The 24,159-nt window shown below is 70.8% G+C and carries 21 protein-coding genes and 1 rRNA gene; 9 read left to right on the top strand and 13 right to left on the bottom strand.

The window, feature by feature from the left end; all coding sequences use genetic code 11:
• Window positions 1-114: 114 nt before the first annotated feature.
• Window positions 115-231 (top strand): 5S ribosomal RNA (gene rrf / locus GCU69_RS27555).
• Between the two features lie 67 nt (window positions 232-298).
• Here rrf and GCU69_RS27550 read toward each other — a convergent pair.
• Window positions 299-1,408 carry a hypothetical protein gene (locus tag GCU69_RS27550; protein WP_156207480.1) on the bottom strand — a complete coding sequence of 370 codons (1,110 nt, stop codon included), beginning with the start codon at window positions 1,406-1,408 and terminating at the stop codon, window positions 299-301.
• A gap of 164 nt (window positions 1,409-1,572) precedes the next feature.
• Here GCU69_RS27550 and GCU69_RS27545 point away from each other — a divergent pair, with 164 nt between their 5' ends.
• Entirely contained in the window at window positions 1,573-2,103 is a 531-nt protein-coding gene (locus GCU69_RS27545; RefSeq protein ID WP_098753045.1) for a GNAT family N-acetyltransferase, read from the top strand.
• 418 nt (window positions 2,104-2,521) lie between these two features.
• On the opposite strand, the gene GCU69_RS34140 is transcribed toward GCU69_RS27545, so the two are convergent.
• The 7 genes from GCU69_RS34140 to GCU69_RS27505 all read right to left on the bottom strand — a co-directional run bounded on the left by GCU69_RS34140 (window position 2,522) and on the right by GCU69_RS27505 (window position 10,728).
• The gene (locus GCU69_RS34140) at window positions 2,522-4,633 is read right to left on the bottom strand and encodes a type IV secretory system conjugative DNA transfer family protein (protein WP_235978738.1); all 2,112 of its coding nucleotides are present in this window, start codon (window positions 4,631-4,633) and stop codon (window positions 2,522-2,524) included.
• A gap of 2 nt (window positions 4,634-4,635) precedes the next feature.
• Window positions 4,636-6,063, bottom strand: coding sequence for an ATP-binding protein (locus GCU69_RS27530; protein WP_098749798.1), 1,428 nt, complete (start codon window positions 6,061-6,063; stop codon window positions 4,636-4,638).
• A gap of 10 nt (window positions 6,064-6,073) precedes the next feature.
• Complete coding sequence (locus GCU69_RS27525; protein WP_156207479.1) at window positions 6,074-7,627, bottom strand: SCO6880 family protein; 1,554 nt, start codon at window positions 7,625-7,627, stop codon at window positions 6,074-6,076.
• Entirely contained in the window at window positions 7,624-8,931 is a 1,308-nt protein-coding gene (locus GCU69_RS27520) for a hypothetical protein (protein WP_156207478.1), read from the bottom strand. Before GCU69_RS27520 ends, GCU69_RS27525 begins: the two co-directional genes overlap by 4 nt.
• Window positions 8,921-9,742: a hypothetical protein gene (locus GCU69_RS27515; RefSeq protein ID WP_156207477.1), complete on the bottom strand. Its 822-nt coding sequence runs from the start codon at window positions 9,740-9,742 to the stop codon at window positions 8,921-8,923. Before GCU69_RS27515 ends, GCU69_RS27520 begins: the two co-directional genes overlap by 11 nt.
• Before the next feature lie 253 nt (window positions 9,743-9,995).
• Window positions 9,996-10,304: a hypothetical protein gene (locus GCU69_RS27510; RefSeq protein WP_098749794.1), complete on the bottom strand. Its 309-nt coding sequence runs from the start codon at window positions 10,302-10,304 to the stop codon at window positions 9,996-9,998.
• Between the two features lie 217 nt (window positions 10,305-10,521).
• Window positions 10,522-10,728 carry a DUF397 domain-containing protein gene (locus tag GCU69_RS27505; RefSeq protein WP_098749793.1) on the bottom strand — a complete coding sequence of 69 codons (207 nt, stop codon included), beginning with the start codon at window positions 10,726-10,728 and terminating at the stop codon, window positions 10,522-10,524.
• Window positions 10,729-10,976: 248 nt separating this feature from the next.
• Here GCU69_RS27505 and GCU69_RS27500 point away from each other — a divergent pair, with 248 nt between their 5' ends.
• From GCU69_RS27500 to GCU69_RS27485, 4 genes are all read left to right on the top strand, one after another.
• Complete coding sequence (locus tag GCU69_RS27500; protein WP_098749792.1) at window positions 10,977-11,981, top strand: bifunctional lytic transglycosylase/C40 family peptidase; 1,005 nt, start codon at window positions 10,977-10,979, stop codon at window positions 11,979-11,981.
• A 342-nt stretch (window positions 11,982-12,323) separates the two neighbouring features.
• Window positions 12,324-13,070, top strand: coding sequence for a phosphatase PAP2 family protein (locus GCU69_RS27495; protein ID WP_098749791.1), 747 nt, complete (start codon window positions 12,324-12,326; stop codon window positions 13,068-13,070).
• 370 nt (window positions 13,071-13,440) lie between these two features.
• Window positions 13,441-14,379 carry a hypothetical protein gene (locus GCU69_RS27490; protein WP_156207476.1) on the top strand — a complete coding sequence of 313 codons (939 nt, stop codon included), beginning with the start codon at window positions 13,441-13,443 and terminating at the stop codon, window positions 14,377-14,379.
• 159 nt (window positions 14,380-14,538) lie between these two features.
• Complete coding sequence (locus tag GCU69_RS27485) at window positions 14,539-14,733, top strand: hypothetical protein (RefSeq protein ID WP_098753049.1); 195 nt, start codon at window positions 14,539-14,541, stop codon at window positions 14,731-14,733.
• Window positions 14,734-15,254: 521 nt separating this feature from the next.
• On the opposite strand, the gene GCU69_RS27480 is transcribed toward GCU69_RS27485, so the two are convergent.
• Window positions 15,255-15,557: a metal-sensitive transcriptional regulator gene (locus GCU69_RS27480; RefSeq protein WP_098753046.1), complete on the bottom strand. Its 303-nt coding sequence runs from the start codon at window positions 15,555-15,557 to the stop codon at window positions 15,255-15,257.
• A gap of 363 nt (window positions 15,558-15,920) precedes the next feature.
• Here GCU69_RS27480 and GCU69_RS27475 point away from each other — a divergent pair, with 363 nt between their 5' ends.
• Together GCU69_RS27475 and GCU69_RS27470 are read left to right on the top strand one after the other, a co-directional pair.
• On the top strand, window positions 15,921-16,541 hold the full coding sequence (locus GCU69_RS27475) for a DUF47 domain-containing protein (protein WP_098753047.1): 621 nt from the start codon (window positions 15,921-15,923) through the stop codon (window positions 16,539-16,541).
• A gap of 6 nt (window positions 16,542-16,547) precedes the next feature.
• Complete coding sequence (locus GCU69_RS27470; protein WP_098753048.1) at window positions 16,548-17,546, top strand: inorganic phosphate transporter; 999 nt, start codon at window positions 16,548-16,550, stop codon at window positions 17,544-17,546.
• A gap of 675 nt (window positions 17,547-18,221) precedes the next feature.
• On the opposite strand, the gene pstB is transcribed toward GCU69_RS27470, so the two are convergent.
• From pstB to pstS, 4 genes are all read right to left on the bottom strand, one after another.
• The gene (pstB, locus tag GCU69_RS27465) at window positions 18,222-18,998 is read right to left on the bottom strand and encodes a phosphate ABC transporter ATP-binding protein PstB (protein WP_098753050.1); all 777 of its coding nucleotides are present in this window, start codon (window positions 18,996-18,998) and stop codon (window positions 18,222-18,224) included.
• Between the two features lie 56 nt (window positions 18,999-19,054).
• Window positions 19,055-20,131, bottom strand: coding sequence for a phosphate ABC transporter permease PstA (pstA, locus tag GCU69_RS27460; protein WP_098753051.1), 1,077 nt, complete (start codon window positions 20,129-20,131; stop codon window positions 19,055-19,057).
• Window positions 20,128-21,126, bottom strand: a complete 999-nt coding sequence (gene pstC, locus GCU69_RS27455) for a phosphate ABC transporter permease subunit PstC (protein WP_098753052.1) — start codon at window positions 21,124-21,126, stop codon at window positions 20,128-20,130. Before pstC ends, pstA begins: the two co-directional genes overlap by 4 nt.
• Before the next feature lie 124 nt (window positions 21,127-21,250).
• Window positions 21,251-22,381 (bottom strand): phosphate ABC transporter substrate-binding protein PstS, encoded by a 1,131-nt coding sequence (gene pstS, locus GCU69_RS27450; protein ID WP_098753053.1) that lies wholly within the window; start codon window positions 22,379-22,381, stop codon window positions 21,251-21,253.
• A 431-nt stretch (window positions 22,382-22,812) separates the two neighbouring features.
• On the opposite strand from pstS, the gene GCU69_RS27445 reads away from it, so the two are divergent.
• On the top strand, window positions 22,813-23,898 hold the full coding sequence (locus tag GCU69_RS27445) for a C40 family peptidase (RefSeq protein WP_235978737.1): 1,086 nt from the start codon (window positions 22,813-22,815) through the stop codon (window positions 23,896-23,898).
• Window positions 23,899-24,159: the final 261 nt, after the last annotated feature.

The following is a 24,159-nucleotide window of genomic DNA, read 5'->3' as shown; positions in this document are numbered from 1 at the left end:
GGTTGGAGTTGACTGGTACTAATAGGCCGAGGGCTTGTCCTCAGTTGCTCGCGTCCACTGTGTTGGTTCTGAAATAACGAACTGTGTTGTTCCGGTTTGTTTGTTTCATAGTGTTTCGGTGGTTATTGCGTTAGGGAAACGCCCGGTTACATTCCGAACCCGGAAGCTAAGCCTTTCAGCGCCGATGGTACTGCAGGGGGGACCCTGTGGGAGAGTAGGACGCCGCCGAACAATCTTTGAGAAAAGGGCTGGTCCCCGAATCGATTCCGATTCAGGGACCAGCCCTTTTTGTTTTGGGCTACTCCGGCCGGTAGCCCTGTTCCAGGGCACATGTCCAGATCACGGGGTGGTCCACGCCCCACTGCTCGGCGTAACCGCCGACAGAACCGTTGTCCGACGCGGCGGTTGCTTGCGACGGTGTCCCGGGTTCGAGGGGCGGCAGGGCCAGTACCGGCCCGTGGCCCGGCCACACCTGAGCCTGGGACGCCCTGCCCGGATCGGCGGGATTGAACGCCGTGCCGGCCACCAGCCTGCTGCTGGGGCTGATGCCGCGGAACGATCCGCTGCCCGCGAAAGCGGCGAGACCGTCCACCTCGACGGCGCCCGCGGTGTATTGACGGTCCCAGAGGACCGCCTTCCGCAGACCGGTCGTGGCGTCGGGCGGCATCGTGGCCACGACGCGTCCACGCTCGTCGATGTCGGGCTGGCCGTAGCCGGTCGGGCCGAGTATGTCGGCCGGTCCGCCGCCGGACGGCCAGAGCAGCAGCACCCAGCCACTCGGGGTGCCGTCCCCGGCCAGGGCCTGCCCACGCCCCACGATCGCTCCCTTGTTGTTGACGGCGTGGGCTTCCGCGTTCGTCACTCCTGCCGGCGGTGTGAGTTCGCGGACCATGCCGCCGTTCCGCCACACATAGGCCTTGCGGGCCAGCCCGTCGTACCCGACGACCTGGCCACGGTCGTTGATGTCCTCGGCGTGCACGTCGGTGGCGTCCCAGGAATCGGTGGTGGGAGCGGGCAGCCAGGTCACCGCCGGGTCGCCGAGGCGATAGGTGTACGACCTCGTTCCGCCGTCGATCGTCCAGTCCTTGCCGGTCATCACGTCGTTCCCGTTGACGGCGGTGAGCGTGCTCGACTGCACGGAGAGGGTGCCCGTTCCGTCGCCCGGCGGTACGGGATGCCCCTCGGTCCCCAGCCAGTAGGTCGCCTGGTCGCCCGACCGGCCCACGGTGAGGCCGCCCCGGCCGAAGTCGGCCACTCCGTCGCCGAAGGGCACGCCGCCGATCCGCTCCAGGACTTTGATCTCCGGTTCGCAGGGCTGTTTCGCCTCCGCGGCGCTCTGCGGTGCCGCGGCGAGCGTCGCCGCGACGGCGACGGCCGCGGCTGTCGCACAGAATCGAGGATGTGCCATGAATCCCCCTTGGAACGGTTGGAGTTGCCGTGCTGTGCAGGACGTGCGGGACTCGCCGAGGGATGTACGGCCGAGCCGTCCGCTCCAGGGGGCACTTCCGGTAGTAGGGCGTCCGGTTGCCGTCCGGACGCCGTACGGCCGTTTTCGCGTGCGAGCATCGAGCCATGGACTACAAGATCGGCACCGCCCGGCCCGAGGACTGGGCCAGGCTCAGAGAGCTGCGGCTGGACGCGCTGCGGGACCCGGTCGCCCGGGTGGCGTTCATCGAGACGTACGAGGACGGCCTCGAGCGGAGCGAGGAGTCGTGGCGCAGGCGTGCGACACCCATCACGGAGGGCGGGGCGTCGACCACGGTGTTCGCTGCCGACGCGGACGGCAGCTGGGTCGCCATGCTCGCGCTGCTCGACGAGACCGCGGACGGGACCGTGCCGCCGCAGCTGCACATCGTCGGTGTCTACACCCGGCCCGAGTACCGCGGCACGGGGCTGGCGGAGGAGCTTTTCCGTACCGCGGTCAACTGGGCGTGGGACAACACCGGTGCCGAGCGCGTCCGGCTCTGGGTGCACGGCGACAACCCGCGGGCCCGCGCCTTCTACGCCCGGCTCGGCTTCACCCCGACCGGGCAGACCATGGCCTTCCCGCCGCGCCCGGACGAGACCGAGTACGAGCTGGCCATGGAACGCCCGCAGAGCTGAGCCGCAGAGCTGAGCCGTGGAGGTGGGTCGTGGAGCTGAGCCGTGGAGGTGGGTCGTGGCGGTGGTCCGCGGGGCTGACCGACAGCTTCGTCTGCGGGGTTGACCGGCAGTTTGGTCCGCGGGGTGTTGGACGGGGTTCGGCCCTGACTGCGGCGTTCCCCCGCAGAGCTGCTGCGTAACGCCGGCGCGGGGCCCGCTTGCTGCGGTTGCCGGTCCTGGTTCCGGACCTGTCCGGCCCTGGACCGCCCCCGTCCCGGCCCTCCCTCTTTCCGGTCGGCCGCCGGGGTTCCACGTTGGTCCGGCCGTGGGCCGGAGGCCCGGACCGTCCCGCCGCCGGGTCGTGATCCGGCAGGTCAGGTGCTTCCGCTTCGTCTCGTACGGTGTCCGACGGGTCGGCCGGATCGGTCAGGGCGCCCGGTCAGGGCACCAGGGAGTGGCGGGGCCAGCGCGCCCGGGCCTGTTCCTCGGAGCGGAGCAGGGCCAGTGTCGGCAGGCCTCTTGCGGGACCGGAGGCCACCAGCTCGGGGAGCTCCGGGACGGGGGCCACGGCCGCGATGTCGTCGAGGACGAGGGTGAGTGGTGGGTCGAGCCGGCCGCCGGGTCGCCGTTCGGCCACGCGGCGGCCGTGCTCGACCACGGCTGAGACGAGGGCGGTGAGGAACGGCATCGCGCCCGGACGGGCGCGGGGGTCCTCGATGGATTCGCCCACGACGTACAGCGTTCCCCCCTCGGCCACGAACGACTCCAGCGCGAGCGCGTCCGCCCGGGTCGGATTGCACGCGTTGCGGATGTGGACGGAGGAGAGCGCCGACAGGGCGCGGGCCGTCAGCTCCTGGGCCAGCTCGCGCCGTTCCGGATAGGCGGTGAGCGCGCCCTCCAGCTCGCCCGCCGAGCCGCCGGCGGCCCGGGTGTTCGTACGGAGGATGCGTACCGGCTCGTGCGCGGCCGCACCTGAGGCCCAGCGGTGCACCTGCCGGAAGGGGCGGTCGTCCACCGCGGCGGCGTGCAGCCAGCTGCGCAGCAGCGTCTCGGCGGTCTCCGCCATGGCGGAGTCGAGGGCGCTCGGCGGGCGTACGGGCGCCAGCAGGGCGCAGGCGCGCCGGGCGGCCACCTCCCGCGACTCGCAGCCGGAGACGGGCGACCAGCGGAGCCGGGAGGGCGTGTCGAGGAGCTGCCCGGGGTCGTAGAGGTGGCTGGGGCCGAGCTTGCCGCGGGCGTCCTTCGTCTCGGCCCACAGCGCGGGGTCGGAGGTGACGACGAGGAGCGGGCCGGCGGCCCCGGTGACGGCGCGCAGGGCGAGCCGGCGGCGCGCCTCGGCGCCGCCGGTCGGTCCGGTCGCACTCGTCGTCCCGGTCGCTCCGGTCGTCCCGGTGAAGTGCACGCCCCAGGGTGCGGTGGTGCCTTGATTCGGGCCGTTCACGGGGACGGCCCGCGGGCCGGGCGGCGCGGCGGAAGCGGTGGCGGCTCGGAGTGCTGTTGGCGGGGCGGGTGGCTCGGCGGTTTCCGGATACGGGTGGCCGGGGCCTTCCGTGCCGTCGCCGTACGCCCGGTGACGGGGTGTCTCGTGTGCGGTACCAGTGCCCGGCGGCTGGTGGGCCGCCGCGGCCGGGGGGCGGGCGTCAGCGGGGGGCGGCGAGGGCGGATGTGCCGCGGAGCCGGGGCCGGGATCGAGGGTGCCGCCGGGTCCCGGCGCGGGCGCACCGGGTGCGTACGTGGCGGGGTGTTGCGATCCCGGGCCCGGTGTGTCCGGGCCCGGTGCGTCCGGAGCTGCGTGAGGGGGAGCGGCGTGAGGGGGACCGGTGTGACGCCGGTCCGGGGTGTGCTGCTCCGAACCGTACTGCCGCTGGTCGTACTCCTCCGGGCCGGGCTGCTCCGAACGGCGCTGTCCCTGGCCGTACTCCTCCGGACCCGGCTGCCCGGAATTGTGTGGCCCCAAGCCGTTCCGCCCCAAGCCGTTCCGCCCCATGCCGTGCTGTCCCGGAGCGTGTTGTCCCGGACCGTGCTGCTCCGGGGCGTGCGGATCCCGGCCGTGTGGTTCCGGGTGGTGCGCGGGCGCGGCCCGAGAGGTGCCGGCCGCGGAACCCGTGGTCTCCGCCGGCGGGCCCGATACGGAACCACCGGCGGCTGTGCCCGGCGCCGCGGCGGCCTTGTCGCGCGCCCGCCGGCGCACGGCGCGCCAGCGCGCGACCGTGCCGGCCACGAAGACCGCCAGCACGATCAGCACCATCAGCTCGCCGATGAAGATGCCCCAGAACAGCCCGGGCCCGGACAGCTCGCCTGCCGCGTCCGGCCAGGCCGTCGAGAGGTCGCGTGGGTCCGTGACGAGATGCCGCATCGCCACCGGCGTATGGGTGAAACCGGTGCCCGAGGGCCAGGAGCCGTGCGCGAGGAGCGCGGACAGCCCGGCCGCCGTCCACACCAGCAACGTGAGCAGCAGCAGGAAGCCCAGCAGCCCGACGAGCAGGCCGTCCGGGATGCCGCCCTCGGTCCGTCCGTCCCGGCCACCCCCGGTGGCACCCGTTCCGGCCACGCTCAGGCCACCGTCGACTCTGAGGAGCCGACCACCTCGTCCGCGAGCTGTTGCTCCATGGCCCGGGCGGCGCGTTCCTCGGCCTCCGCCTCGGCCGCGCGCTCCAGGGCCAGCGCCTCGTCGGTCATGGAGGACTCGGTCATGGCGCGGTCGGTGTAGACGAGCGGGCGCTCGGCCTCGGTGATGAGGTGCTTGACGACCTGGACGTTGCCGTTGACGTCCCAGACGGCGATGCCGGGGGTGAGCGTCGGAATGATCTCGACGGCCCAGCGGGGCAGCCCGAGGACGTTGCCGGTGGCTCGGGCCTCGTCGGTCTTCTGGGCGTAGATGGTGCGGGTGGACGCCATCTTGAGGATGGCCGCGGCCTCGCGGGCCGCCGCCCCGTCCACGACGTCCGAGAGGTGGTGGACGACGGCGACGAACGAGAGGCCGAGCCGGCGGCCGAACTTCAGCAGCCGCTGGAACAGCTGGGCGACGAAAGGAGAGTTGATGATGTGCCAGGCCTCTTCGACCAGGAAGATGCGCTTGACCCGGTCCGGGCGGATCCAGGTGTGCTCCAGCCAGACACCGACGATCGCCATCAGGATCGGCATGGCGATCGAGTTGCGGTCGATGTGTGAGAGGTCGAAGACGATCAGCGGCGCGTCGAGGTCGATCCCGGCTGTCGTCGGGCCGTCGAACATGCCGCGCAGATCGCCGTCCACGAGCCGGTCCAGCACGAGGGCGACGTCCAGACCCCAGGCCCGTACGTCCTCCAGCGCGACGTTCATGGCCTCCGCCGACTCGGGCTCCGGGTGGCGCAGTTGCTCGACTATGTCGGTCAGGACGGGCTGCCGGTCGGTGATGGACGCGTTGACGTAGGCGTGCGCCACCTTCAGGGCGAAGCCCGAACGCTCGTCGAGGCCGTGCCCGAGGGCGACCTCGATGATGGTGCGGAGCAGGGCGAGCTGGCCGGTGGTGGTGATCGACGGGTCGAGCGGGTTGAGCCGGATGCCGCCGTTGAGCGCCGCCGTGGGGTCGAGCCGGATCGGGGTGATGCCGAGCTGTTCGGCGATGAGATTCCACTCGCCGACGCCGTCCTCGCCCTGCGCGTCGAGGACCACGACCTGCCGGTCCCGGAACCGGAGCTGGCGCAGCACGTACGTCTTCTCCAGCGCCGACTTGCCGTTGCCGGATTCGCCGAGGACCAGCCAGTGCGGGGCGGGGAGCTGCTGGCCGTACAGCTGGAAGGGGTCGTAGATGTAGCCCTTGCCGGAGTACACCTCGCGCCCGATGATCACCCCGGAGTCGCCGAGACCCGGGGCGGCCGTCGGCAGGTAGACGGCCTGGGCCTGACCGGTGGAGGTGCGGACGGGCAGCCGGGTCGTCTCCACCTTCCCGAAGAGGAAGCTGGTGAAGGCCTCGGTGACGGCGGACAGCGGATCGAGCACGGCGGGGCCCCTATCGTCGGATGCCGGTCGCGAAAGGCAGCGTGTTCACGAAGGCCCGGTGGTGCTCGCGGTCGCACCACTCCAGCTTGAGGTACGACTTGCCCGCGGAGGCGCGGATCGTCCGCTTGTCGCGGGCCAGCGCCTCCGGGGAGCGGGACGAGACGGTGATGTAGCCGACGAGGTTCACCCCGGCTGCTCCGCTGGCGAGGTCCTCGCCGCGCTGGTCGACGCGGCCGTGGGCGGCGATGTCGCGCGGGTCGACGGTGCGGTTCATCTTGGCGGCGCGGCTGGCCTCGGCCTCGTCGTTGGTCTTCTCGGTCAGCATCCGTTCGATGGCGACCTCCGTGGGCTCCAGGTCCATGCAGACCGCGACCGTACGGATCACGTCGGGGGTGTGCACCAGCAGCGGGGCGAGGAAGTTGACCCCGACCGGGGTCATCGGCCACTCCTTCACCCAGGCCGTCGCATGGCACCAGGGGGCGCGGGTCACCGACTCCCGCGTCTTGGCCTGGAGATACGTCGGCTCCACGGCGTCCAGCTCGGCCGGCCAGGCGTTGCGCCGGGTCATCGCCTGGATGTGGTCGATCGGGTGGTCCGGGTCGTACATCGAGTGCACGAGCGAGGCCAGCCGGCTCTGGCCCAGCGGCTGCCGGACCCGGATGTCGGCCTCGGCGAGCCGGGCGCAGATGTCGGTGAGTTCGCGCGCCATGACGACGGCCAGGCCCGCGTCCTTGTCGAGCCGGCCCCGGCCGCTGCCCGCGCGGACCGCCCGAGCCATCGTGTGCGCCTCGGACGCCAGCTCGCGGGTGTAGTGCATGCAGGCGACGAGATAGGCGCGGTGCTGCTCGGAGGAGGTGGACACCATGGACTGGAGCTGGTCGTACGACTCCTGGAGCCACTCCGGCGACCTGCGGTCACCGCGCCGCTCGACGTCCTTCGCGTGCGCGTCGGGGTCGGCCGGGAGGGTGCGGGCCAGCATCTGGATGCGGGTCACGAAGCCGTCGCCGTTGGCCACGTGCTTGAGCAGCGTCCCGAACCGGTCGACCAGCGCCTCCTGGTCCTCGCTGTCCCGCAGGCCGACGCCCGGCCCCTCGATCTCGATCGCGGCCGTCACGGTGCGCCGGTCGGCGTGCAGCAGCACGGCGATCTCGTCGGGGCCGAAGGGGGCGGCCAGCCAGTTGATCCGGCCGATGCCGGGCGGCGGCCCGACCTCGACCTCGCGGCCGTCGAGCCGCACACCGGCCTCGATCGCCCCGGATCGGTAAGCCGTGCCCTGCCGCAGGATGCGCTTGTAGGAGCGGTTGATCTCGAACCACTTGTAGAAGGTCCGGTGCTTGTACGGCATGTAGACGAGCGCGAGCGCCAGCATCGGGAAGCCCACGAGCAGCACGATGCGCAGCGACAGCACCGGGACCAGCAGGCCGCTCATCATGCCGAGGAACGCGCCCGCGATGATCAGCACGATCTCGCCGGTCTCGCGGTTCTTGCCGACGATGGCGTTCGGCCGGGCACGGCCGATCAGATATGTGCGCCGGGGTGCGATCGGCTGGGGATGCGTCGTCAACGCCGCTCACCTCCACTGGTGTTGCCGCCGCCGCGGTTCCCCGTACGGGAAGCCTGCGCCGGAGTGCTGGTGCCCGCGCCGTTCCCGGCCGGTGCGGGGGAGCCGCCGCGGGAACTGTGCGCGGCGACCCCGCCGGACACCTGGTTCTGCGGGCGGGGCGCAGACCGGGACGACGAACTCTCGTCGCCGCCCCCACCGCGGCTGCTGTGTGTCTTGATGCCCTGCTTGACGAGCGCGGCCGGGGAGGAGATCAGGGCCGCGGCCTGTGCGCCGTCGGTGGCGGCCTTGCGGTTGGTGCGGGCCGACATGACCTCGTCACCGAAGCCGGGAACGAAGCGGTAGATCATGGCGCTGGCGAAGATGGCCAGCAGGATGATGGCGAGTCCGGAGACGACGGCGGAGAACGCGTTGGGCCCGTCCTCCGAGCCGCTGAGCGCGCCGGCCAGTCCGAGCACGATCACGATCACCGGCTTGACCAGAATGACGGCGATCATGATGCCCGCCCAGCGGCGGACATGGCCCCACAGGTTCTTGTCGACCAGTCCGGCGTAGACGATGACACCGAGCAGCGCGCCGGCGTAGAGCAGCGCGGCCCGGATGACCAGTTCCAGATAGAGGATGCCGGCGGCGAGGATCGACACCAGGCTGACGACGATCAGCATGATCGGCCCGCCGCCCATGTTGTCGCCCTTCTCCAGTGCCTCGGAGAACGACCCGAAGAAGGCGTCCGTCTGCGACGAGGTGCCCGCCGCTATCAGCTCCGTGAGGCTGTCGGTCGCCGACACCACGGTGTAGAGGATCAACGGGGTGAAGGCGGAGGCGAGAACGGTCAGCCACAGGAAGCCGATGGCCTCGGTGACGGCCTCGGTGAACGGCACGCCGCGGATGGCGCGCTTGGCGACGGCGAAGAGCCAGAGGAGGAGGGTCAGGAAGGTGGCGACGGCGAAGACGAGGGCGTACTGCTTGAGGAACTCGGCGTTGGTGAAGTCGACGGTCGCGGTCTTCTCGACGGCTTCGGAGAGCTTGTCGACGACGTAGGCGGCGGCCTCGGCGGTGCCCTTCGCGAGGGAGGCCAGGGGGTCCAGGGGGTTGTTGGCCTCCAGCGGACCGGTGGGGTCGCCACCGCTGTCGGCGTCACGCTCGCAGAGCTCTTTGGCCTGGCCGAAGATCATGTCGCAGTTGTTGTCTTCGGCCGGGGGGGTGGGTTCGGCGACAGCTCGGCCCGCGAAGAGGAACAGGCCCGTCTGGAGCGCCGCGAAGGCGCCGGTAAGCGTGAGCGCGCGGCGGCGTGGGCTACCGGGCATAGGTGAACCCTCCGTACTCCTCGACGGCCTTCGCGATCTCGTCCGCGTCGGACGCCTTGCGATCACTGTTGACGGGGGCCGGACCGTCCTTCTGGGAGAAGTTGACGGTCTTCCAGTCCCCGTTGGTCCATTGCAGGTCCAGCGTCATCGTGAACCAGTCGTTGACCACGGGGTTGGTCGAGCCGACCCCCGCGGTGCCGAACACGCCCGTGCACCAGACCTCGACGCGGCTCTTGTCGTTGCCGAAGTCGGTGACCTTGGTGCCGACAGGAGCGGTGCGCGACACGTACGTCATGCCTTCTTCGGCGTCGCCGTTCTCGTCGAGGCCCAGCTTGTCGAGGAAGCTCTTGGAGTAGGCCTTGTCGAACTGGGTCTTGAGGGAAGCCGCCCGGCTGGGCACGAACAGCTGCTCCACGAGCTCCTGGCGCCGGTCGGGCTTGAGGATGTCCGCCGAGGCCAGCGCCACCGCGTAGTTCGCCGCCGCCGACTCCGCGCCCTGCTCCGTCTTCGGGAAGCCGGAGGCGATGCCCGCTTCCGAGCCCGTCACCGGGCGTTCGCCCGTCGGGGCGGTCTGACGGGCCTGCGGGGCACCGCCGTTGCCGTCGACCCCGCCGTTGCCGCCGTTCCCGCCGCCGCGGTTGGCGAAGGCGATCGCGGCGACCAGGAGGACCACCACACCCACGACCGTGATCAGGCTTCTTGACGGGCGGCCGCCGGGCCGGCGCCCGCTGCCGTAGGCGTCACCGGCGCTGCCCTCGGGCAGCCTGGTGCGGGTCTGGTCGCCGCCGTAGCCGTGATCACCGGAACTCATGCCCGCCACGTCTCCTCGAACTCGACCGCAGGTCCCCTGCCCCGGACCTGCTCGTCCTGGGCTTGATCGTAGTGGCGGGGGTGCGACAGCGGCCCTGCTGGAATCCGCTCGGGCGGGGTGTGATGACTGGACATCAAAGAGACGCAACCTCTGCCGGTTGGCACGACGGACAGGTGGGACATGACTTCATGACGCGTCGGCCCGCCACGGGGGTTGCGAGGGCGGGAACGCGTCGCGGGGCGGCCGTCCGGCGCTAGACGGCCATGCCGTAGACGATGGTGAACACGGTGCCGAGCGATCCGATGATGAAGACGCCCGTCAGCCCGGCGACGATCAGGCCCTTGCCCTGCTCCGCGCTGAAGGTGTCGCGCAGCGCCGTGGCTCCGATGCGCTGCTTCGCCGCACCCCAGATCGCGATGCCGAGGCAGAGGAGGATGGCGATCGCCATCACGACCTCGATCATGACCCGGGCCTCGTTGCCCAGGCTCCCGAACGGCCCCCAGTCGGGGGCGATGCCGCCGATGATGGTGGTGATGTCGCCCTTTTCGGCTGCCAGGAACATTGTGGAACTCACCGCCCCTAGTGGGTAGTCGTGCGCCGTGCGCCGCTCGGCACGGGTCCGTCTCTATCTTCGCCGACGAATCAGCCGGGTCATGCCGCCTCAGCGGTATTTCTCGGCGGATCCGGTGTGAATCCTTGGTGCGGATGCCTACCGTTACTCTGTGTATCACGGTAAGTCACTTTCGGCAACGGTGGGTTACGAAGGAGGGTGTGCTTGCTCACTCCACGAAGTGGTCGAACTCGCCGGCCTTCACGCCCAGCACCCAGGCGTCCCACTTCGCCGTCGTGGTCGTGACGATCTCGTCCGGCCGCGTGTTCTGTCTGATGTGGACCAGCCCGTCCGGCCCGAAGGCGACTTCGAGCCACTCCTCCTGCCCCTCCTCGAGGGACTTCGGCTGCTGCCATTCGAGTTCCGGTTCCGGCACGGTGTCCTCCCACTCTTCGGCGGCCTCGCTCCCTCGCCGCCGGACCGGTGTCCTCCGGTCTCCCTCGCATGGGACCCTGCCGCCGGTCCGCGGTCAAGTGGGCTCATGGCGGTCTGCTCCCGTGACCCCGGCCGTGCCTCCCGCCCCGCCTCCGGGCGCCTCCGTGCGCCGTCGCCATCCGGCGGGCGGCGTTGTACCGTCCACTGCATCGCCGGTGAACTGACGGTCCGTGGGGGAAGGTAGAGGGCATGCGGAAGGTCTGGCTGGGTGTCGGCGTCGGCTTCGGGCTCGTCATGAGCCTGCTGGCGCTGCTCGTGGTCGGCACGTACACCGTGGCCGCCAACCTCATGAACGGCGGCGCCGGTTCGGCGGGGCTGGCGGCGAACGCCGTACCGGCCGCGTACAAGAAGCTGGTGCTCCAGTGGGGGAATCACTGCCCGGAGATCAGCCCTGCGCTGCTGGCCGCGCAGCTCTACCAGGAGAGCGGCTGGAACCCCAAGGCCCAGAGCCCCGCGGCAGCCCAGGGGATAGCGCAGTTCATCCCCGGCACCTGGGCGGTGCACGGCGTCGACGGGGACGGGGACGGCAGGGCCGACGTGTGGAACCCGGCGGACGCGATTCCGTCAGCGGCTTCGTACGACTGCAAATTGGCCAAAAACGTGCAGGACGCGCCGGGCGATCCGACCGCGAACATGCTGGCCGCGTACAACGCCGGTCCGTACGCGGTCATCAAGTACAACGGTGTGCCGCCGTACCGCGAGACGCAGAACTACGTGAAGACGATCAAGACGCTCGCCAAGAGCTTCGAGGCGCCGGCGGCGGGCGTACCGGCGTCGAAGCAGGCCGCCGGGGCGATCTACTACGCGCAGCAGAAGCTGGGCACCCCGTACCTCTGGGGCGGTAACGGCACGGCCGAGCAGGGCGGGCGTTTCGACTGCTCGGGGCTGACGAAGGCGGCGTACGAGAGCGTCGGGATCACGCTGCCGCGGGTGGCGAACGACCAGTACAACGCCGGAGCGCACCCGGCGCGCGACGAGCTGCTCCCCGGTGACCTGGTGTTCTTCTCGGACGACCTCTCCGACTCCCGGGCCATCCGGCACGTCGGCATCTACGTCGGCGGCGGGTACATGATCAACGCGCCCTACACGGGTGCCGTGATCCGTTTCGACAAGATCGATACGCCGGACTACTTCGGCGCCACCAGGGTCACCGGAGATGGCGCAAAGGCACTCCCCGACAGGAACGCCGCGTAAGACTGACCCGTCGGGCGGGCGCCCCGGGAGGGGGTGCCGCACGCCCCGGGCAGGGCGGACCCTTAGAGTGGCCATGGCGTCACCACTGATGGACGCTCCGTGTCGGACTCGCCGCTGAGCTGCGACGACGGGTCACCCTTCGGTAACGTCCTGGTGATCTTTCGATGGAGTACGGAACGCGGTGTCCGCCCGTGGAGTTCTCTTGCGGGGGAAGGCTGAGCGACGGCACACCCGAACGCGGGGCCGCCGTCACGGGGCCGCCGCCGCCACGGGGGCGCGGCAGGGCACGGGGGTGCAGTGACCGAATATTGAGCAGGCGTTAGAGACAAGGGGCCGTGTCACATGGCTGGGATGGCAATGGGGTCACCGGGGGCGCAGGCCACTGGAGCGGCGGGTCCCGACGTCGAGCTGCTGTACGACATCAACGGTCTCGCGGTGGACGCCCCGCACTGGTTCGACCGCGTGATGGAGTGGACCGGCGAGTACGGCACCATCTTCGCGCTCGCGGCCCTGATGCTCTGGTGCTGGTGGGGCGTCAGAAAGCGGGAGGACGGCCCGTCCGCCGTCGCCGGTCTCGTCTGGGCGCCCCTCGCCGCGGGGCTGGCGCTGCTCGTCAACATCCCGATCCGCTCCTTCGTGGAACGGCCGCGGCCGTTCCTGGACCACAAGGGCCTCGAGGTCCTGGTCGACGGGAAGACCGACTACTCCTTCGTCAGCGACCACTCGACCATGGCCATGGCCATCGCGGTGGGGATCTTCGTCGCGCACCGCAGGTTCGGGCTGGTGGCCATCGCGCTGGCGGTGCTCGCCGGCTTCTGCCGGATCTACATGGGAGTGCACTACCCGACCGACGTCATCGGCGGCTTCGCCCTCGGCACCGCGGTGGCGCTGCTCCTCGCGCCCCCGGCCATGGCGATGCTCAATCCGCTGACCCGCACCGTCGCCGACTCGCGCGCCGGCTGGCTCGTACGGGCACGTTCCGTGGCGCCGTCCACGGGCGACCGGCCGGCGGGCGGGGCGGAGCGTGGAAATCCGGACACCGACGAGCAGCAGCAGCCGCCCGGCCGCGACCGGGATCTCGCGGCCTGACGGGCGGCCACCGGCAGGTGAGCCGGGCTGACCGGGGGCAACCCAGGCCAAGAGGTGAGCCCTACCAGGGGCGCGAGCCCGGGGCTGAACCGCGCTGCACCCGGCCGTCAGCCCTCGGCGGTCCGGTGGCTCTCCCCGTCGCTGCGGGCCTGGGAGCGCGCTCTCCGCGCCGGCCCGCGCCAGCCGCAGGAGCATCTCGCCGAGCAGAAAGCACCCCGCTCGAACGTGTCGGTCCGGTGCTCGTCCTGCCGCACTGGGCGGTCGTCCGGGGCTGGGTGGCGCACCCCTCCACGGTAGCGGCCGTGACGAGTCACCGGGGGCGGTCGTTAGGAAGACGAGTCACCGCGGGTCTTCTGGGGGTGCGCAGCCGATGGTGGTGCGACAGCACGGGCACAGGGGCGGAGTCGCCGCGCTCCTCGTGGCCGCGGTCCTGGCCTCGAGTGTCGCGGCGACCGGCTGTTCGAAACGGGACGCGCGCGCCGACGAGCGAGCCCGGGCCTCCGGTGATCTGGCGCTGGTGCGCGCGGCGGCCGATGCCCTGATCCGCTCCGGCAGTTCCAGGGCGCGTACGTCGATGGAGACCGCGAACGGCGGCACCCGCGTCGTCATCCGCGGCCGGGGCGGCTTCGACTACGGCCGCGGGCTGGGCCGGTTGCGGGTCGTGCTGCCGGAGGACGCCGCCGGTTCGGAGGAGCGCCGGCCGGTCACGGAGCTGCTGGCCCCCGGTGAGTTGTACATGAAGGACCGCGGCGCCGGCGTTCCGCCCGACAAGTGGGTGCGGGTGGATACGACCGGGCTGCCGGACGGCAATCTGGTGACCGGTGGCGCGACGGATCCGCTGGCCGCCGCGGCGCTGCTGCGCGGTGCCCGCGAGGTGCGGTACGTCGGCAGGGCCAGGGCCGACGAGGACGGCACCGTGGTGCGGCACTTCCGTGGGATCTCAGACCTCCGCCGCGCGGCGGAGCGGGCTTCGCGGCACGCGCGGGGCGCGCTCGCCGCGGCGGCGCGCGGATTCTCCACCAGGGTCGTGCCGTTCGACGTGTTCCTGGACGGCGAGGGGGTGCCGCGCAAGATGCGGCACCGCTTCACGTTCGCAGAACCGGGCGATCCGGACGGCGGCAGGGGAGACCGGGGCGATGGCGGCGAGCGGGGTGACCGGGGCCGGGACGGGGGCGGGCAGCGGGAGCCGGGGCCGGAGGTGGAGGTGATCTCCACCACGGTGCTGTACGCCTTCGGGGCCCGGGTGGACGTGGAGCTTCCGCCGGAGCGCGACATCTATGCCGGAACCATTGCCGTCACCGGTCCCTGAGAGCGCTCTCCAGGCGTTTTCGCCCCCGGCTTGGGCCGTACGGGCGGGCCGGAAATGGTCCGTCCGTGCCATGCGCGTAGTGTGGCGGGCTCCCTACGCTGGGCTCTGTCCGTGGTAGGGCGGACAACGCTCGTTGAGGAGGAGGTGGCACAGGTGCCGGTGTCCCGCATACAGCAGAGGACCGTCCAGGACCACGTGGCACTCGCCGAGATCGAGCTGTGCGGTGAATTGATGATCGCGGCATCGGCCACGGTCGAGGAGCGGCTCAGCCCGGACCGTATCGACGAGGTGCTGAGGGCGGCCGGCGAACAGCCGCCGCGGCTGTATCCGTCCCTCTGGTTCCGGCGCGACTAGCCACGGCCGGGGCGCTGCGGAGCCCGGGCTCCGGGCCGGCGGGGCCGGAGTCCACGATTCCGGAGGGCGGCAAGGCGTCGGGGCCGGACCCGGAGCAACCGCGCTCGACGGCCCGGCCGCGGACCGGGGTCCCGCCCGGCCGCGGACCGGGGCCCGCCCGCCCGCGGCCCGGGGGTTCGAGGGGTCCCCGCGGCTCGCTGCTCCCGGGCGGCTCGACGGCTCAACGGATGGACGGCTGGACGGCTGGACGGCCCCAGCGGCTCACGGGTTCCGAACGGCTCACGGGTTCCGGACAGCACCGGGGTTCCGAACGGCCCGCGGGTTCCGGACGGCCCCGGGGTCCGGGCGGCCGAGCGTGGCCCGTGGCGGCCGCAGTCCCGGTCCTGGGCGGTAGTGGTACGAGGGTGAGGGCGGCCCGGTGATTTCGAGCGGCCCCGGGTTCCGGGCGGCCGAGCGCGGCCCGTGGCGGCCGCGGTCCCGGTCCGGGGCGGCGGTGGTACGGGGACGCGGAAGGTCGTCGTTCAGGTGCGGAGCAGTCGCGCGATGGCCGCTGTCGCCTCCTCCACCTTGGCGTCGATCTCCTCCCCGCCCTCGACCGCCGCGGCGGCGACGCAGTGCCGCAGGTGCTCCTCCAGCAGTTGCAGCGCGAAGGACTGCAGGGCCTTGGTGGAGGCGGAGACCTGGGTGAGTATGTCGATGCAGTAGACGTCTTCCTCGACCATGCGCTGAAGACCGCGGACCTGGCCCTCGATCCGGCGGAGCCGCTTGAGGTGCTGGTCCTTCTGTTTGCTGTAGCCGTGCACGCCGGTCTCCGTGGGGGTCATGACGTCCTCCTGTTGCGTTCGTGGTCCGGCGTTCGCGCCGTGCGGCGCCCGGTGGCCGTCCGCGCGACGGCGGTTCCTGCCGTGGTGGCCCGCCGCCGCGGTGGCTTCTGCGGCGGTGCTTCGTACGGTGGTCGGCGGTGCTCCTGTGCTGCCCCGCACGGTGAGACCCGTGTCATGAGGGGCGGGCGCAACTCGCCCGATATACCCCTCACGGGTATATCCTACCCAATTCGCATCCGGATGACGGGCCCCCTTGCCGGGTACTCTCCCCGATGGGCGACACTGAGCAACGCCGGTTAGCCGTGGCCGGATGATGCGCCTAGCATCAGCCTGACCGAATCCCATGCACCCCGAGGACCCCACGTGCGCTTTCGTCTGACCCCCAGGGAGACGAGCTTCTACGACATGTTTGCCGCGTCCGCGGACAACATCGTCACGGGCTCGAAGCTCCTGATGGAATTGCTCGGGGCGGACTCCTCCGCCCGGGCCGAGATCGCCGAACGGATGCGGGCCGCGGAGCACGCGGGGGACGACGCGACACACGCGATCTTCCACCAGCTGAACTCCTCCTTCATCACGCCGTTCGACCGCGAGGACATCTACTCCCTCGCCTCGTCGCTCGACGACATCATGGACTTCATGGAGGAGGCCGTCGACCTGGTCGTCCTGTACCAGATCGTCGAGCTGCCGAAGGGTGTCGACCAGCAGATCGAGGTGCTGGCCCGGGCGGCGGAGCTGACCGCCGAGGCCATGCCGAACCTGCGGACGATGACGAACCTCACCGAGTACTGGATCGAGGTCAACCGTCTCGAGAACCAGGCCGACCAGATCCACCGCAAGCTGCTCGCGCACCTCTTCAACGGCAAGTACGACGCCATGGACGTGCTCAAGCTGAAGCAGATCGTGGACGTGCTGGAAGAGGCCGCCGACGCGTTCGAGCACGTGGCCAACACCGTCGAGACCATCGCGGTCAAGGAGTCCTGACCCCCGGTGGACACCTTCGCTCTCATCGTGACCATCGGAGTCGCGCTCGGCTTCACCTACACCAACGGTTTCCACGACTCCGCGAATGCCATCGCGACCTCCGTCTCCACCCGCGCCCTGACCCCGCGGGCGGCGCTGCTCATGGCCGCCGTGATGAACCTCGCGGGCGCCTTCATGGGCAGCGGCGTCGCCAAGACCGTCAGCCAGGGCCTGATCGAGACGCCCTCCGGTGAGCGGGGCATGGCGATTCTCTTCGCGGCCCTGGTCGGCGCCATCGTCTGGAACATGATCACCTGGTACTTCGGGCTGCCGTCGAGTTCCAGCCACGCGCTTTTCGGCGGCATGGTCGGCGCGGCACTCGCCGGTTCCATCGCGGTCTACTGGATGGGCGTTGTCGAGAAGGTCGTCATCCCGATGATCATCTCGCCGTTCGTCGGCCTGGGCCTCGGCTATCTGGCGATGACCGCCATCATGTGGCTGTTCCGCCGCTCCAACCCGCACAAGGCCAAGCGCGGCTTCCGGATCGCGCAGACGGTCTCGGCGGCGGGCATGGCGCTGGGGCACGGTCTCCAGGACGCGCAGAAGACCATGGGCATCGTGGTGATGGCGCTGGTCATCGCCGATGTCGAGGACTACGGCGACCAGATCCCGACCTGGGTCAAGGTCGCGTGTGCGCTGATGCTGTCGCTCGGTACGTACGCCGGCGGCTGGCGGATCATGCGGACGCTGGGCCGGCGGATCATCGAACTGGACCCGCCGCAGGGCTTCGCCGCGGAGACCACCGCGGCCTCGGTCATGTACTCGGCGTCCTTCATGTTCCACGCGCCGATCTCGACGACGCACGTCATCACCTCGGCGATCATGGGTGTCGGCTCGACCCGCCGGTTCAAGGCGGTCCGCTGGGGCGTGGCGAAGAACATCGTGATGGGCTGGTTCATCACGATGCCGGCCGCCGCACTGGTGGCCGCGCTGAGCTTCTGGGTCGTGAACCTGGCGTTCGGCTGACCGTTCCGTTCCGGCCCGCTGTTCCGTCCGGCAGACTCGCTGTTCCGCTCCGGCCGACCCGCTGCTCCGTTGACGGTTCCGCCCCGGCCTGCCCTTCCGCCCCGGTCGGCCCTTCCGCTCCGGCCGACCGGCCGGCCCCGGGCCACCGACCCCGCTCAGGCCGGCCGTTCCGCCCGGGGCAAGACGAAGGCCGGGCCCCGGGGACGCGAACCGGGCAGCTCGCGCCGGGCAGCACGACCCCGGCGGCGCGGCTACGGCAATGTGGCCCCCGCGACGCGGGCGACAACGCGGATCCGACAACGCGGATCAGACACCCCGGATCCGACAACGCGGATCAGACACCCCGGATCCGACAACGCGGATCCGACACCCCGGATCCCACAACCCGGATCCCACAACCCGGATCCCACAACGCAGTCCCCGCGACGCGGATACCCCCACGGCCACGGCGAGTCGCCGACCCCAAGGGCCACGGCGAGACGCCCACGCCCACGCCCACCCCCACCCCCACGCCCACCCCCACGGCCACGGCCACGGCGGGGCGGAACGGTGACACGGCCACGGCGACACGGACCCGCCCTCCGGAAACACCGCGGGCCCGCCCCCGTGATCGGGGGCGGGCCCATCGTCTTGCGGTGGCACCGCCATGCAGCACCGCAGGACGGTTGCTCCTCGCTATCCGAAGCGACCGGAGATGTAGTCCTCGGTGGCCTGGACGGAGGGGTTCGAGAAGATCCGTTCGGTCTCGTCGATCTCGATGAGCTTGCCGGGCTTGCCGACAGCCTCCAGGTTGAAGAACGCGGTCCGGTCCGACACGCGCGCCGCCTGCTGCATGTTGTGCGTCACGATGACGATCGTGAAGCGCTCCTTCAGATCGCCGATCAGGTCCTCGATCGCGAGGGTGGAGATCGGGTCCAGCGCGGAGCACGGCTCGTCCATCAGCAGGACCTGCGGCTCGACCGCGATGGCGCGGGCGATGCAGAGGCGCTGCTGCTGGCCGCCGGAGAGGCCGGAGCCGGGCTTGTTCAGCCGGTCCTTGACCTCGTTCCAGAGGTTCGCGCCCTGGAGGGACTTCTCGACGATGCCGTCCAGGTCGCGCTTCTTGTACGAACCGTTGAGCCGCAGCCCGGCCGCCACGTTGTCGTAGATCGACATCGTCGGGAACGGGTTCGGGCGCTGGAAGACCATGCCGACCGTGCGGCGCACGGCGACGGGGTCGACGGACGAGCCGTAGAGGTTCTCGTCGTCCAGCATCACCTTGCCCTCGACACGGCCGCCGGGGGTCACCTCGTGCATCCGGTTCAGAGTGCGCAGGAAGGTGGACTTGCCGCAGCCGGACGGGCCGATGAAGGCGGTCACGGAGCGGGGCTCGACGGTCATGGAGATGTCGTCGATCGCCCTGTGGCTTCCGTAGAAGGCGGACAGGCCGCTGACGTCGATGCGCTTGGCCATGGTGTTGCTCGCAATCCTTTGGGATGGCCCCGGGCACGGAGCCGCATGTCGGTGCCTCAGCGGCCGGTCTTCGGGGCCTTCCAGCGCGCGATGGCGCGGGCGACCAGGTTGAGGATCATGACGAACATGATCAGCGTGAGTGCCGCGCCCCAGGCCCGGTCGTAGGAGTACGGGGTCCCGAGCATGTACTCCTGGTACACGTACAGCGGGAGCGAGGCCTGCTCGTCGCTGAACGGGTCGTTGTTGATGAAGGAGCTGCCCAGTACGAGCAGCATGACCGGGGCCGTCTCGCCGGCGATGCGGGCGACGGCCAGCATCACACCGGTGGTGATGCCGCCGATGGCGGTGGGCAGGACGACCTTGAGGATGGTGCGCCACTTCGGCACGCCGAGCGCCAGGGACGCCTCGCGCAGCTCGTTCGGGACGAGCTTGAGCATCTCCTCGGTGGAGCGGACGACGATCGGCATCATCAGGATCGTCAGGGCCAGCGAGCCGGCGAAGCCGGACGGGCCCATGCCGAAGGTCAGCACCCAGGTGGAGAGGATGAACAGACCGGCGACGATCGAGGGGATGCCGGTCATGACGTCCACGAAGAACGTGACGGCCTTGGCGAGCCGGCCCTTGCCGTACTCGACCAGGTAGATCGCGGTGAGCAGGCCCACGGGCACGGCCATCAGGGTCGCGAAGGCGACCTGTTCCAGGGTGCCGATGATGGCGTGGTAGATGCCGCCGCCGGGAACCATCTGGTTGAGCCCGGCCATCGAGTGCGACAGGAAGTATCCGTCGAGCACCTTCACGCCGCGGGCGACGGTGGTCCAGGTCAGTGAGGCCAGCGGGACGACCGCGAGCGCGAAGCACACCCAGACGATGCTGGTGGCGATGCGGTCCTTGGCCTGCCGCTTGCCCTCGACGGCCGTGGTGATCGCGTACGTGCCGAGGACGAAGAATATCGCCGCGAGCAGGCCCCACTGGACCTTGCTGTGCCAGCCGGCGGCCAGGCCGAGGCCGGAGCCGAGCGCGGCCGAGGCGAGCGCCAGCCCCGCGGGGGCCCAGCGCGGCATGCGGCGGTGGGCGAGGGTGCCGGGTGCCGGGGTGTCCGTGGCCGGCTGCCGGTCCATGACGGCGTTGCTCATGCGTTGGCCCCCGAGTACTCCTTGCGGCGGGCGATGATCAGCCGGGCCGCGCCGTTCACCAGCAGTGTCATGACGAAGAGGACCAGGCCGGAGGCGATCAGGGCGTCCCGCCCGAACTCGTCGGCCTCGTTGAACTTCGCGGCGATGTTCTGGGCGAAGGTGCCGCCGCCCGGGTCCAGCAGATGGCCGGAGAAGAGGAAGCTCGGGGAGAGCACGGTGGCGACGGCCATCGTCTCGCCGAGCGCGCGGCCGAGGCCGAGCATCGAGGCGGAGATGATGCCGGAGCGGCCGAAGGGCAGCACCGACATCCGGATGACCTCCCAGCGCGTGGCGCCGAGGGCGAGCGCGGCCTCCTCGTGCATCTTCGGCGACTGGAGGAAGACCTCGCGGGTCACGTTGGTGATGACCGGGAGGATCATCACGGCCAGCAGGATGCCGACGGTGAAGAGGTTCCGCGCCGGTCCGGTACCGGTCTTGTCGAAGATGTACGTCCAGCCGAGGTACTGGTCGAGCCACTTGTTCATGCCGCCGAGGTACGGCACGAGCACCAGGGCGCCCCAGAGGCCGTAGACGATGCTGGGCACGGCGGCGAGCAGGTCGATGACGTACGCGAGCGGGGCGGCGAGCCGGCGCGGCGCGTAGTGCGAGACGAAAAGCGCGATGCCGACGGCGATCGGGACGGCGATGACCATCGCGATGATCGAACTCACGATGGTGCCGTAGACGAGGATCGCGATGCCGAACTCGACGGGCTCGCCCTGCGGGTTCCACTCGAAGGAGGTGAGGAAGTTCGCCTCGTTCTCCGAGATCGCGATGTACGCGCGGTAGGTCAGGAAGGCCGCGATAGCGGCCATCAGGGTCAGCAGCAGGATGCCGGACCCGCGGGAGAGGCCGAGGAAGATCTTGTCCCCGGGGCGGGTCGCCGTGCCCTTGGCGGATGGTGGCGGGCCGGCCGGCTCGGCCGGCGGCGCCGGGACCGTGGGTGTGGTGTTCATGATGGCTCCGGTCTGGAAGGGGATGTCCCCTGGCGGCGGTGCACCGGATGGGTGAGGTCCCGCACGGCTGCGGTGGCCTCGGACCCGGCGGGCCCCGCGTGGTGCGCGGGGCCCGCCCTGCGGGTCAGGAGAGGGACGGAACGGCCTCGCGGACCTTGGTGGCGATCTCGGCCGGCAGCGGCGCGTAGCCCGCGTCCGGCAGGATCTTCTGGCCGTCCTCGCTGGCCGTGTAGGTCAGGAAGGACTTCATGGCGTCGAGCGTCTCGGGCTTGTTGCCCTTGTCGCAGGCGATCTCGTACGTGACGAGGATGATCGGGTAGGCGCCCTCGGCCTTGGTCGCGTAGTCCAGCTCCAGGGCGAGGTCCTTGCCCTGGCCGATGACCTTGGCGGCGGCGATGGCCTTGGAGGCGTTCTCCGCGGTGGCCTCGACGGGCTCGGACGCGCCGGTGTCGATCTTGACCGTGTCGAGCTGGCTGCCGGTGGCGTAGGACAGCTCGAAGTAGCCGATGGAGCCCTCGACCTGCTTCACCTGGGCGGCGAGGCCGGAGGAGCCGCTGGCGGACTGGCCGCCCTTGGCGGGCCAGGACTTCTCGTCCTCGTACTTCCAGTCCTCGGGAGCGGCGGTGCCGAGGTACTTGCCGAGGTTCTGCGTGGTGCCCGACTCGTCGGAGCGGTGGAACGCCTGGATGTCGGTGGACGGCAGCTCGGCGTTCGGGTTGAGCTTCTTGATGGCCGGGTCGTCCCACTTCTTGATCTTCGAGTCGAAGATCTTGGCGATGGTGGGGGCGTCCAGCACCAGGTCGTCCACGCCGGAGAGGTTGTAGCTGATGGCGACGGGGCCGCCGACCATCGGCAGGTTGATGCCCTGACCGCTCTTGCAGATCTTCTTCGAGGCCGCGACCTCGTCGTCCTTGAGGGCGGAGTCGGAGCCCGCGAAGGCGGTGGTGCCCTGGTTGAACTGGGTGATGCCACCGCCGGAGCCGACCGGGTTGTAGTTGATCTGCACGTCGGGGCAGGCCGCCATGTAGTTCTTGATCCAGAGGTCCATGGCGTTCTTCTGGGCGGAAGAGCCGGAGGCGAGGAGCTTGCCCTTGCCGCCGCACTTGATGTTGCCGGCCTGCTGGGTGCCCTCCTGGGCGCCCTGCTGGGTGTTGTCGTCCGAACCGCAGGCGGTGAGGAGCAGGGCACCGGAGACCGCGACCGCGCCGACGGTGAGGGCGCGCATTCCGCGCCGGTTCTTACGCTGAAGCTTCACTTCCGTGAGTTCCTTCCTGGCGCCCGCCGGCGGGGCGGCGAAGCAGAAGTAGCGTGATGTGCGTTCACCCGGCGGCTGCACACCTACCGGTAAGGCTGAAATTAGGCAGATCAGGTGAATCGATCGACGGGCCCAAGTGAACGCGGGGTGAACCTCGCCTATCAGTGCGGCGACCGGAAGTCACGGCAGGCGCGCCGGGGACGTACGGTGACCGGCCGAACGCCCGGGGTGACGTCCGGAGTGGCGGCGGGGATGGCGGCCGGGGTGGCGGCCGGGGGGCATGGCTGCCCTTGCGCTTCCGAGCGGCTGGCGGCTCATCTGCCTCTGTCCAAATACCGCCGGTCATGGCAGCATCACGGCTCGGGAGACAAGCCGTCAGCAAGGCTGTGCCTGCGGACGGAAGAAAGCATCAGCCGAGGCGGAGGTGGCCGGTGGGGCGGCAGCGGGCGATCGTGACGGCGACGGCGGTGGTGTGCGCGGTGGGCGCCACCCTGATGGCCCCGGGGGCGGCCCACGCGCTGTCGGCGGACGACCCGGAGCGCCCCGCGGCCACCGCGGCGCCGGGGGAGGGGTTCGGCGAGTCCGGGGAGCTGGAGAAGGTCCGCCAGGAGATCGAGGGGCTCTACCGCAAGGCCGGCAGCGCCACGGACGCCTACAACTCGGCCAAGGAGAAGACCGAGCGGCAGTCGAAGAAGATCGCGGAGATCGACCGGAAGGCCGCGGCGGCGAAGCGCCGGATGGAGCGCCTGCAGAAGCAGGCGGGCGCGATGGTGCGGGCTCAGTACCGCGCGGGCGGGATGCCGGACGAGGCGCATCTGCTGCTCGGCAGCGACTCCGGGACGTATCTGCACGACGCGGCCGTCGCCCGCAAGGGCCAGCAGGCGCAGAAGGGCCTGATCAAGAGCCTGGCCGGGACGCGGAAGCAGTTGGACACCTACGCGGAGACCGCCGAGGGGCAGTGGCGGAAGCTGAAGGCGGAGCAGAAGAAGAAGGCCGCTGCGGCGAAGCGCATCGAGACGAAGATCGAGGCCGCCGAGAAGCTGGAGTCGGAGCTGGCGGCCGAGGAGCTGGAGCGGCTGCGGGAGCTGGAGGACGAGGCCGCGCGCGCAGCCCAGGCGAAGTGGCTGGACTCCGGGGTGTGGGACGAGATCGACGCCCGTGCGTCGAAGAAGGGCAAGAAGGCGGTCGCGTACGCGATGGCGCAGCTCGGCAAGGACTACGAGTGGGGCGCCGAGGGCCCGTGGACGTACGACTGCTCGGGGCTGACCTCGCAGGCGTGGGCGGCGGGCGGTGCCCCGATCCCGCGGACCTCGCAGGAGCAGTGGAAGCAGCTGGACCGGATCGGCATCAAGGACATGCGGCCGGGCGACCTGATCATCTACCACGGTGACGCGAGCCATGTGGGGATGTACATCGGCGACGGCTCGATGGTGCACGCGCCGAGGCCGGGACGGCAGGTCACCGTCGCCGGCGCGGGCTCGATGCGGATCCTGGGCGTCGTACGGCCCGACAGGTAGCCGCAGGGCTTGGCGGGTGGCCGCCGTACGGCCCGACAGGTGACCGCAGGGCTTGGCGGGTGGCCGCCGTACGGCCCGGCGGTTGGCCGTGGGGCCCGGCTGGCAGTCGTACGGCCCTGGAGGCAGCGGTGGCCGGGGCACGGCAACATCGCGCGGCGCCCGGCAGATGCCGGTGGCCGGCCCGGCAAGTGGCGCGGCCGGCCGTGACAGGCGGCCGTGGCCGTCCTGGCACGGGGCGGCGGCGGATCTGGCAAACGGCGG

Origin of the sequence: Streptomyces lycii, from assembly GCF_009735685.1 — a bacterium.
GTDB lineage: Bacteria > Actinomycetota > Actinomycetes > Streptomycetales > Streptomycetaceae > Streptomyces > Streptomyces lycii.
Note: the sequence above shows the minus strand (reverse complement) of the source record. Positions and strands in the feature narration are given on the sequence as shown.

Bases quoted from the DNA above. Each gene is read 5' to 3' on its own strand.
- GCU69_RS27550 (WP_156207480.1), bottom strand. From the start codon at position 1,408: ATGGCACATCCTCGATTCTGTGCGACAGCCGCGGCCGTCGCCGTCGCG.
- GCU69_RS27545 (WP_098753045.1), top strand. From the start codon at position 1,573: ATGGACTACAAGATCGGCACCGCCCGGCCCGAGGACTGGGCCAGGCTC.
- GCU69_RS27520 (WP_156207478.1), bottom strand. From the start codon at position 8,931: ATGCCCGGTAGCCCACGCCGCCGCGCGCTCACGCTTACCGGCGCCTTC.
- GCU69_RS27515 (WP_156207477.1), bottom strand. From the start codon at position 9,742: ATGAGTTCCGGTGATCACGGCTACGGCGGCGACCAGACCCGCACCAGG.
- GCU69_RS27510 (WP_098749794.1), bottom strand. From the start codon at position 10,304: ATGTTCCTGGCAGCCGAAAAGGGCGACATCACCACCATCATCGGCGGC.
- GCU69_RS27500 (WP_098749792.1), top strand. From the start codon at position 10,977: ATGCGGAAGGTCTGGCTGGGTGTCGGCGTCGGCTTCGGGCTCGTCATG.
- GCU69_RS27495 (WP_098749791.1), top strand. From the start codon at position 12,324: ATGGCTGGGATGGCAATGGGGTCACCGGGGGCGCAGGCCACTGGAGCG.
- GCU69_RS27490 (WP_156207476.1), top strand. From the start codon at position 13,441: ATGGTGGTGCGACAGCACGGGCACAGGGGCGGAGTCGCCGCGCTCCTC.
- GCU69_RS27480 (WP_098753046.1), bottom strand. From the start codon at position 15,557: ATGACCCCCACGGAGACCGGCGTGCACGGCTACAGCAAACAGAAGGAC.
- pstB (WP_098753050.1), bottom strand. From the start codon at position 18,998: ATGGCCAAGCGCATCGACGTCAGCGGCCTGTCCGCCTTCTACGGAAGC.
- pstA (WP_098753051.1), bottom strand. From the start codon at position 20,131: ATGAGCAACGCCGTCATGGACCGGCAGCCGGCCACGGACACCCCGGCA.
- pstC (WP_098753052.1), bottom strand. From the start codon at position 21,126: ATGAACACCACACCCACGGTCCCGGCGCCGCCGGCCGAGCCGGCCGGC.